The following is a 7,775-nucleotide window of genomic DNA, read 5'->3' as shown; positions in this document are numbered from 1 at the left end:
TTATCGACGTTCGTGTGCGGGATGGGGATCGCTCGACTCGTCTGTCGGCTGGTATCCGCAGATGCATGCTTGACGGTCCCTCCACCCTGGCTCCTACATACCGCGTAGGAGCCGGGAGGAACATACAAGCCATGCTCGACTCGGATCCAACAGCAGCCGAGCATGGCCCGGCTCTACAGAGAGCGGTGCCGGCTCAGTGCGCCGGGGCGCCGTTGCCGTCGATCTTGCTCAGCTGGTACAGCTCTAGGCCGATGCGCTTGATCAGGCCCAACTGCTGCTCCAGCCACCAGGCGTGGTCTTCCTCGGTGTCCTTCAGCTGCGCCAGCAGGATGTCGCGGCTCACGTAGTCGCCGTTCTCTTCGCACAGCTTCATGCCGGCGGCCAGATTGTTCCGAACCGCGTATTCAGTGTCGAGATCCTTCTGCAGCATCTCTTCCACGGTCTTGCCCGGCTCGGTGGCATGCGGACGCATGTCCGGGTCGCCGCCGAGGAACAGGATCCGGCGCAGCAGCGCATCGGCGTGCTGGGTTTCCTCTTCCATCTCGTGGTTCAGGCGTTCGTACAGCGCGAACAGGCCCTGATCCTCGTAGCGGCGGGAATGGATGAAGTACTGGTCGCGGGCTGCAAGCTCGCCGCGCAGCAGTTCCTTCAGGCAGGCGATGACGTCCGGGTTGCCTTTCATGGGGGGGGCTCCTGTGAATCGATGTGACATAGGGTGCCGCATTTCAAAATACGGTGATCTAATCGGAATCAGTCGCAGTTGCGCCTGCGGCTACAATCGGCCCACGAGTTCGGAAAGGACGTGCGATGCGACGTACATGGCGTTGGGTGCTGGGCGTGTTGATCGCCATCGTACTGGTCACCGCACTGGTCCTGTGGCTGCTGCTGCGCGGCAGCCTGGCCGACCTCGACGGCGAGCATGCGCTGCCGGGGCTGGCCAAGCCGGTCACCATCGAGCGCGATGCGCTGGGCGTGGTCACCATCACTGCGGGCAGCCAGGCCGACGCGATGCGTGCATTGGGCCGCGTGCATGCGCAGGAACGTTACTTCGAGATGGACCTGATGCGCCGCAGCGCCGCCGGTGAGCTGTCGGCGCTGTTCGGACCGAAGGCCATCGACGCCGACAAACGCATGCGCGTGCATCGCCTGCGCGCGCGCACCGAGGCGAACCTGCAGGCCGCGCTGGGCGACAACGGCGCGGCCGTGCGTGCCTACGTCGACGGTGTCAACGAAGGGCTGGCCGGCCTTTCCGTGCGGCCGTGGGCGTACCTGCTGCTGCGGCAGTCACCGCAACCGTGGAAAGCCAGCGACAGCGTGCTGGCCGGGCTGGCCATGTACGCCGACCTGCAGGACCCGGACAACCAGACCGAGCTTGCGCTCAGCCGCATCCGCGCAGTGGTGCCGCCCGCGCTGTACGCGCTGATCGCCCACGACGGCACCGAATGGGATGCACCGCTGTTCGGCGAACCGGCCGGCAACGCCACGCTCCCCGATGCCAGCCAGCTGGATCTGCGCACGTTGAAGGGGACGCCAGGCACCGGGCAGGAAGAGGCCGATGTCATCGGCAGCAACAACTTCGCGGTGGCCGGTGCACTCACCGCCGACGGTCGCGCGATCGTCGCCGACGACATGCACCTGGGCCTGCGCGCGCCCGGCCTGTGGTTCCGTGTGCGCCTGCGCTATCCCGACCCGCAGGCCGCGGGCGGCCAGGTCGACGTCACCGGCTTCTCGCTGCCCGGCCTGCCGGCGGTGATCGTCGGCAGCAACGGGCACGTGGCCTGGGGCTTCACCAACAGTTACATCGATACCGCCGATTACCGCACTGAACCGACCAACGCCGCCGTGACCGTGCATGAAGAACGCATCGCCGTGGCTGGCCAGGCCGACGTGCTGTTCCCGGTGCGCGAAACCGCCTGGGGCCCGATCCTGCATACCCATGCCGATGGCAGTGGCGATGCGCTGCGCTGGGTCGCCCACCTGCCCGGCGCGGTGCGCCTGGACTTCGGTGACCTGGCCCGTGCCGGTGACCTGGACGGTGCCCTGCAGTTCGCCGACCACGCCGGCATCCCCGCGCAGAACCTGGTGGTCGGCGACCGCAGCGGACGCATCGCCTGGCGGCTGATCGGCGCCCGCCCGGATCGTGGTCCGGGCTGTGCACCGGCCGGCTTCACCGCCGCCAGCAACCAGGACTGCGCGCCATGGCCAATCCGCAGCGATGCCTCACCGGCATTGATCGATCCCCCCAACCATCGCCTGTGGACCGCCAACGGTCGCGTCCTCGACGGCGAGGCGCTGGCTACCGTCGGCAACGCTGGCTATGACCTTGGCGCGCGCGCGCGGCAGATCCGCGACCTGCTGGCGATCCAGGAGCGCTTCGACGAACACGACCTGCTGGCGATCCAGCTCGACGACCGCGCCGTGTTCCTGCAGCGCTGGTGGGCACTGCTGCATGACGTCATCGAAGGCAGTAACGATCCTGCGCTGAAGCGGTTGAAGTCCGTCAGCCACCAGTGGGGCGGCCGGGCCTCGGCCAGCTCGGTCAGCTACCGGGTGGTGCGCGCGTTCCGCACGCAGGTGATGGATACCTTGTCCGATGCACTGCTGGCCCCGGCCAACGCGCAGCTGGGCGATGACTATCTGGATCCGCGCCTGGCGCAGCTGGAAGGTGTGGCCTGGCCGATGCTGCAGCAGCGCCCCGCCAACCTGTTGCCACCGGCCTACGACAGCTGGGACACGCTGCTGCTTGATGCCGCACGCCGCACCGAGAGCGAGCTGGCCAAGCAGGGCCCGCTGGCCAAGCGCACCTGGGGCGAACGCAACACCGCGGCGCTCTGCCACCCGATCGCACGGGCGTTGCCCGAGGTTGCCAAGCGCTGGCTGTGCATGCCCGCCGACCAGCTGCCCGGCGACCGTGATATGCCGCGGGTGCAGACGCCGAACTTCGGCGCCTCCGAGCGCATGGTGGTCTCGCCCGGCCACGAGGCCGACGGCATCGTGCACATGCCCGGCGGCCAGAGCGGGCACCCGCTGTCGCCGTACTGGGGCGCCGGCCACGAAGACTGGGTGCATGGGCGGCCGACGCCGTTCCTGCCCGGCAAGGCGCAGCACACGATGACGCTGGTGCCAGCGCGCTGACGGCGGCACCCACATGCCCAAGGGTGCGCTGCACGCTGTAGAGCCAAGCCCATGCTCGGCTGCTTCTGGCGCGGAGCCGAGCATGGGCTCGGCTCCACAGAATGTCGGCGCGGCGCTACCGGGTCAGCCCCTGCGCCGCTCGATCAGGTTCAGCAGCGGCCCGGTCATCGCCGTGGTCACCAGCGCCATGATCACCAGCACTGCAAACAGGCGGTCGCCGAGCAGGCCCAGCTCGTAGCCCAGGTTGAGCACGATCAGCTCCATCAGGCCCCGGGTGTTCATCAGCGCGCCCAACCGCCACGCCTCGCGCGTGGGCATGCCCGCACTGCGTGCGGCACTGAAGGTGCCCAGCAGCTTGCCGGCCGTGGCTACCGCGATCACCACCGCGCACAGCACGATGTCGCTGGCCTGCAGCGCATCGGCGCGCATGCGCAGGCCGGTCATGGCGAAGAACAACGGCAGCAGCAGGGTCACCGCAAACGGCTCGACGCGGGCCATCAACAGGTTGCGCAGCTGCGCGTTGGACGACACCGCCACCCCCGCAGCGAATGCACCGAACAGCGCATGGATGCCGAGCATCTCGGTGATCAGGGCACTGCCCAGCGACAGCAGCAGCATGCCGAGCAGCCAGCGCCCTTCACGCCCCGGCACGATCTGCTGGCGGGCGAACCACGGCTTCACCAGCCCCAGCATCAGCGCCACGAAGGCGACCACGCACAGCAGGTTGAGGCTGGCCGGCAGCCATCCGCTGGCCTGTGCAGCCGCCACGATCAGCGCCAGCAGGCACCATGCGGTGGCATCGCCCAATGCCGCGCAGGCGATGGCGGTCTGCCCCAGCGGTGTCTGCGTGATACCGCGGTCGGCAAGGATGCGCAGCAGCACGGGGAAGGCCGTGATGCTCATCGAAATACCAACGAAAAGTGCGAATGCAGTGAAGCCCACGCCCTGCGGGCCGTGCTGCGGATACAGCCAGATTGCGAGGGCGACGCCGAGCACGAACGGCACCGCGATGCCGGCATGACTGACCGTGAAGGCGAAACACCGGCGCCCGCGCAGCGCCGCCAGGTCCAGCTCGGCACCGGCCACCAGCAGGAACATCAGCACACCCAGCTGGCTGAGCATGCCCAGCGGGCCCAGCGAACTGACCGGGAACAGGGCACCATGCAGCTGCGGCAACAGGCTGCCGAGCACCAGCGGGCCCATCATCAGGCCGGCCGCCATCTCGCCGATCACCGCCGGCTGGCCCAGCCGCTTCAGCAGCGCACCGGCGCCCTTGGCTACCAGCAACAGCACCAGCAGCTGCAGCAGGAACAGGCCCAGCGGTGACGCCAGATGCCGTGCCCAGCTGCCTTCGGCAGCGACCGTGGTACGCGCAACCGCCTCGGGGGCGGCCGGCCCGGCATAGCGCGCCAGCAGCACGCCGGCCAGCAGCGGGACACCGGCCCAGGCCAGATAACGCCATCCCCATTTCGTGGGCCGCATGCCGCCGCTCGCCTGTACGTCCATGAACATTCCCCAATGCGCAGGGGGCGATCATACAAAAAGGGGACGGAGGGGATTAAGTCGTTTGTGCCCGCCGGGCATGGCCCGGCGCTACCATCGCTCGGTAGCGCCGCGCCGTGCCCGGCGGAAGCATTACGCCAGGGCTTGTTCGTGCACGCCGACGATCGCGCGGCCGGAAGGGTCGGCCGCCGCCGCAAAGCTGGCGTCCCAGGCAATGGCCGCCGGCGACGAACAGGCAATCGACTTGCCGCCCGGCACGGTCTCGGCGGCCGCGCGGCTCGGGAAGAACTGCTCGAACAGGTGGCGGTAGTAGTACGCCTCCTTGGTCTGCGGCGGGTTGTGCGGGAAGCGCTTGTCGGCAGCCGCCAGCACACGGTCGCTCACCTGCGCTTCGGCATGCGCCTTCAGCCCGTCGATCCAGCCGTAGCCGACGCCATCGCTGAACTGCTCCTTCTGGCGCCACAGGATGCTGTCCGGCAGGTAGCCATCGAACGCCTCGCGCAGCACCGCCTTCTCGATGCGACGGCCACCGAACCCGGCACCGACCATCTTGTGCGCGGCATCGAAGCGCATCGCCACGTCGAGGAACTCACGATCCAGGAACGGCACGCGCGGCTCCACGCCCCAGGCCATCATCGACTTGTTGGCACGCAGGCAATCGTAGTTGTGCAGGGCATCGAGCTTGCGCACCAGCTCGTCGTGGAATTCGCGCGCATCCGGTGCCTTGTGGAAGTACAGGTAGCCACCGAAGATCTCGTCGCTGCCCTCGCCGGACAGCACCATCTTCACCCCCATCGCCTTGATCCGTCGCGCCAGCAGGAACATCGGCGTCGATGCACGGATGGTGGTGACGTCGTAGGTCTCGATGTGGCGGATCACTTCCGGCAGTGCATCCAGGCCTTCCTCGAAGGTGTATTCGAAGCCGTGGTGCACGGTGCCGAGTGCCTCGGCGGCGATCGCGGCGGCGGCCAGATCAGGCGAGCCCTTCAAACCGATCGCGAACGAATGCAGCCGCGGCCACCAGGCTTCGGTCTGCCCACCATCCTCGATGCGGCGACGCGCGTAGCGTGCGGCAACTGCCGCCACCAGCGACGAATCCAGGCCACCGGACAGCAACACGCCGTACGGCACATCGCTCATCAGCTGGCGTTCCACCGCATGCTCGAACGCCTGGCGCAGTTCGGCCAGATCGGCCTGGCGGCCCTGCACGTCGGCATAGTCGCGCCACGGCTGCTGGTAGTAGCGCACCAGCTCACCACGGGCACTGTCGAAATAGTGGCCCGGCGGGAACTGCGCGACGTCGGCACAGGTATCGACCAGCGCCTTCATTTCCGAGGCCACGCGCAGGCGCCCCTGGGCATCGTGGCCCCAGTACAACGGCACCACGCCAACCGGATCCCGCGCCACCAGCACGCGTCCGGCAGCACGATCCCACAGGGCGAAGGCGAAGATGCCGTTGAGCTGCTCCAGCCACTGCGCCGGCGATCCGCCCTGGCGGTACAGCGCGTTGATCACTTCACAGTCCGAACCGGTCTGGAAGTCGTAGGCGGTAGTCAGTGCGGCCTTCAGTTGCTGGTGGTTGTAGATTTCGCCGTTGACCGCCAGCGCCAGCTGGCCATCGGCCGACAGCAGCGGCTGCGAACCACCGGCCGGGTCGACGATGGCCAACCGCTCGTGGACCAGCAGCGCGCCTTCGTCGAGGTACACGCCGCTCCAGTCCGGGCCACGGTGGCGCTGGCGCTGCGACAGTTCCAGCGCATGGCGGCGCAGGGCCGGAAGATCGTCACCGGCCTGCAGGCCGAAGATTCCGAAGATCGAACACATGGGGGAGCTCCTGTTGGGGAATTTCACGGGTGGGAAGGTGTTCGACCGGGCATCCAGGCCCGGGTGGGCGGCGCCCGGGCACAAAAAAACCCGCATCGGCTGATGCGGGTTTTCTGGTGTCCGGGCGTGTGTTGCTGTCTATCTACCCAGGGCGCAGTCCCGCATCGGCCGCGCACGATTATTCGCGCGCAGATTATTGCGGTTGTTGTTATTGACGGCGGTGGCCAGGCGGATCGACATGGCATCGACCCTACCCCTGTTTCCGGCGCGGCGCAACAGTTGCGTCGGCAACCACGCCTGAGGCGCATAATGGCGCGCCCTGAACCGGTGTAACAGGAATGCAACACTGCAATGGACGCATCGGGGCACTGGCCGCCCTGCTCTGCCTGGGCCTGGCGGCCTGCCAGACCCTGCCCCCGCCTTCTACGCTGCCGCAATCCCAGCGGCAGGCATTGGAACAACGCGGCACCGACGGCAGCTTCGAGGGTGCCTTCGATACCGCGCAAACCTTCGAGCGCTTCAACGATCCGCGCGCCATCGCCTACTACGAGCGTGCCGCAGCGGTCGCCCCCTGGACCTTCCACAACACCAAGGCGGAAGAAGCACTGGGCCGGATCTGGATCTCCGGCACGCTGCGCCATGCCGACAGCCCCCACATCAACCCGGCACCGGTGCTGCGCGCATCCTGGCGACGTGGCGAACGCGCCTATCTGGCGGCGGCCTACCACGGCAATCCCTATGCGTTCTACGAACTCGCCAAGGCCTATCGTCAGCGTGGCGACGCGCAACAGGCGCTGCGCTGGGACCTGCGCGAAATGATCTACAAGCGATACCCGAGTTCGTCGTCGCGACTGCCGGATGCGGTGGCCGCACAGGATGACACCGTGCATCCGCGGGTTGCGCAGATCCAGCGCCGTGCCGAGCGTGGCGATGCCGAAGCGCAGGTAGACCTGGGCGCGCTGCTGGAGGGGGGCATGGGACTGCCGCGCGATCCGGCGCGTGCGCTGCAGCTGTACCAGCGCGCTGGCGAGAAGGGCAATGTGTTCGGCCAGTACTTCGCCGGGCTGCTGCTGGGCCGCAGCGCGCCGGGGGTGGAGAAGGACACCGAGGCGGCGGCGCGCTGGTTTGCCAAGGCCGAGGCGCAGCGCTTCTACATGGCGGCGCCGAGTTACTGGAAGAAAGCGGTCGAGCCGCCGTTCTTCCTCTTTTCGGAATAGTGGAGCCGAGCCATGCTCGGCTGCTTCTGCCGGTAGACATCAGCCGAGCATGGCTCGGCTCTACAGAGATGTAGCTCCGGCGGGGGGCGTGCCGAC

The 7,775-nt window shown here is 67.9% G+C and carries 5 protein-coding genes; 2 read left to right on the top strand and 3 right to left on the bottom strand.

Features of this window, described 5'->3' with window-relative positions; translation table 11 throughout:
• Positions 1-193: 193 nt before the first annotated feature.
• Positions 194-682: a bacterioferritin gene (gene bfr / locus AC5P6E_RS15685; RefSeq protein ID WP_010486279.1), complete on the bottom strand. Its 489-nt coding sequence runs from the start codon at positions 680-682 to the stop codon at positions 194-196.
• A 125-nt stretch (positions 683-807) separates the two neighbouring features.
• Between bfr and AC5P6E_RS15680 the strand changes: the two genes are divergently transcribed.
• The gene (locus AC5P6E_RS15680) at positions 808-3,135 is read left to right on the top strand and encodes a penicillin acylase family protein (RefSeq protein WP_329835370.1); all 2,328 of its coding nucleotides are present in this window, start codon (positions 808-810) and stop codon (positions 3,133-3,135) included.
• Between the two features lie 123 nt (positions 3,136-3,258).
• Here the strand turns inward: AC5P6E_RS15680 and AC5P6E_RS15675 are convergent, their stop codons facing one another.
• Positions 3,259-4,647: a cation:proton antiporter domain-containing protein gene (locus tag AC5P6E_RS15675; RefSeq protein WP_425518234.1), complete on the bottom strand. Its 1,389-nt coding sequence runs from the start codon at positions 4,645-4,647 to the stop codon at positions 3,259-3,261.
• 123 nt (positions 4,648-4,770) lie between these two features.
• Positions 4,771-6,462 (bottom strand): asparagine synthase B, encoded by a 1,692-nt coding sequence (gene asnB, locus AC5P6E_RS15670; protein WP_159359949.1) that lies wholly within the window; start codon positions 6,460-6,462, stop codon positions 4,771-4,773.
• Positions 6,463-6,800: 338 nt separating this feature from the next.
• On the opposite strand from asnB, the gene AC5P6E_RS15665 reads away from it, so the two are divergent.
• Positions 6,801-7,679, top strand: a complete 879-nt coding sequence (locus tag AC5P6E_RS15665; RefSeq protein WP_049411535.1) for a tetratricopeptide repeat protein — start codon at positions 6,801-6,803, stop codon at positions 7,677-7,679.
• Positions 7,680-7,775 lie beyond the last annotated feature (96 nt).

Source organism: Stenotrophomonas sp. YJH_SMC_16 (genome assembly GCF_059367875.1).
Note: the sequence above shows the minus strand (reverse complement) of the source record. Positions and strands in the feature narration are given on the sequence as shown.

Excerpts from the sequence above, each read along its gene's own strand:
- bfr (WP_010486279.1), bottom strand. The coding sequence starts at position 682 with ATGAAAGGCAACCCGGACGTCATCGCCTGCCTGAAGGAACTGCTGCGC.
- AC5P6E_RS15680 (WP_329835370.1), top strand. The coding sequence starts at position 808 with ATGCGACGTACATGGCGTTGGGTGCTGGGCGTGTTGATCGCCATCGTA.
- AC5P6E_RS15675 (WP_425518234.1), bottom strand. The coding sequence starts at position 4,647 with ATGTTCATGGACGTACAGGCGAGCGGCGGCATGCGGCCCACGAAATGG.
- asnB (WP_159359949.1), bottom strand. The coding sequence starts at position 6,462 with ATGTGTTCGATCTTCGGAATCTTCGGCCTGCAGGCCGGTGACGATCTT.
- AC5P6E_RS15665 (WP_049411535.1), top strand. The coding sequence starts at position 6,801 with ATGCAACACTGCAATGGACGCATCGGGGCACTGGCCGCCCTGCTCTGC.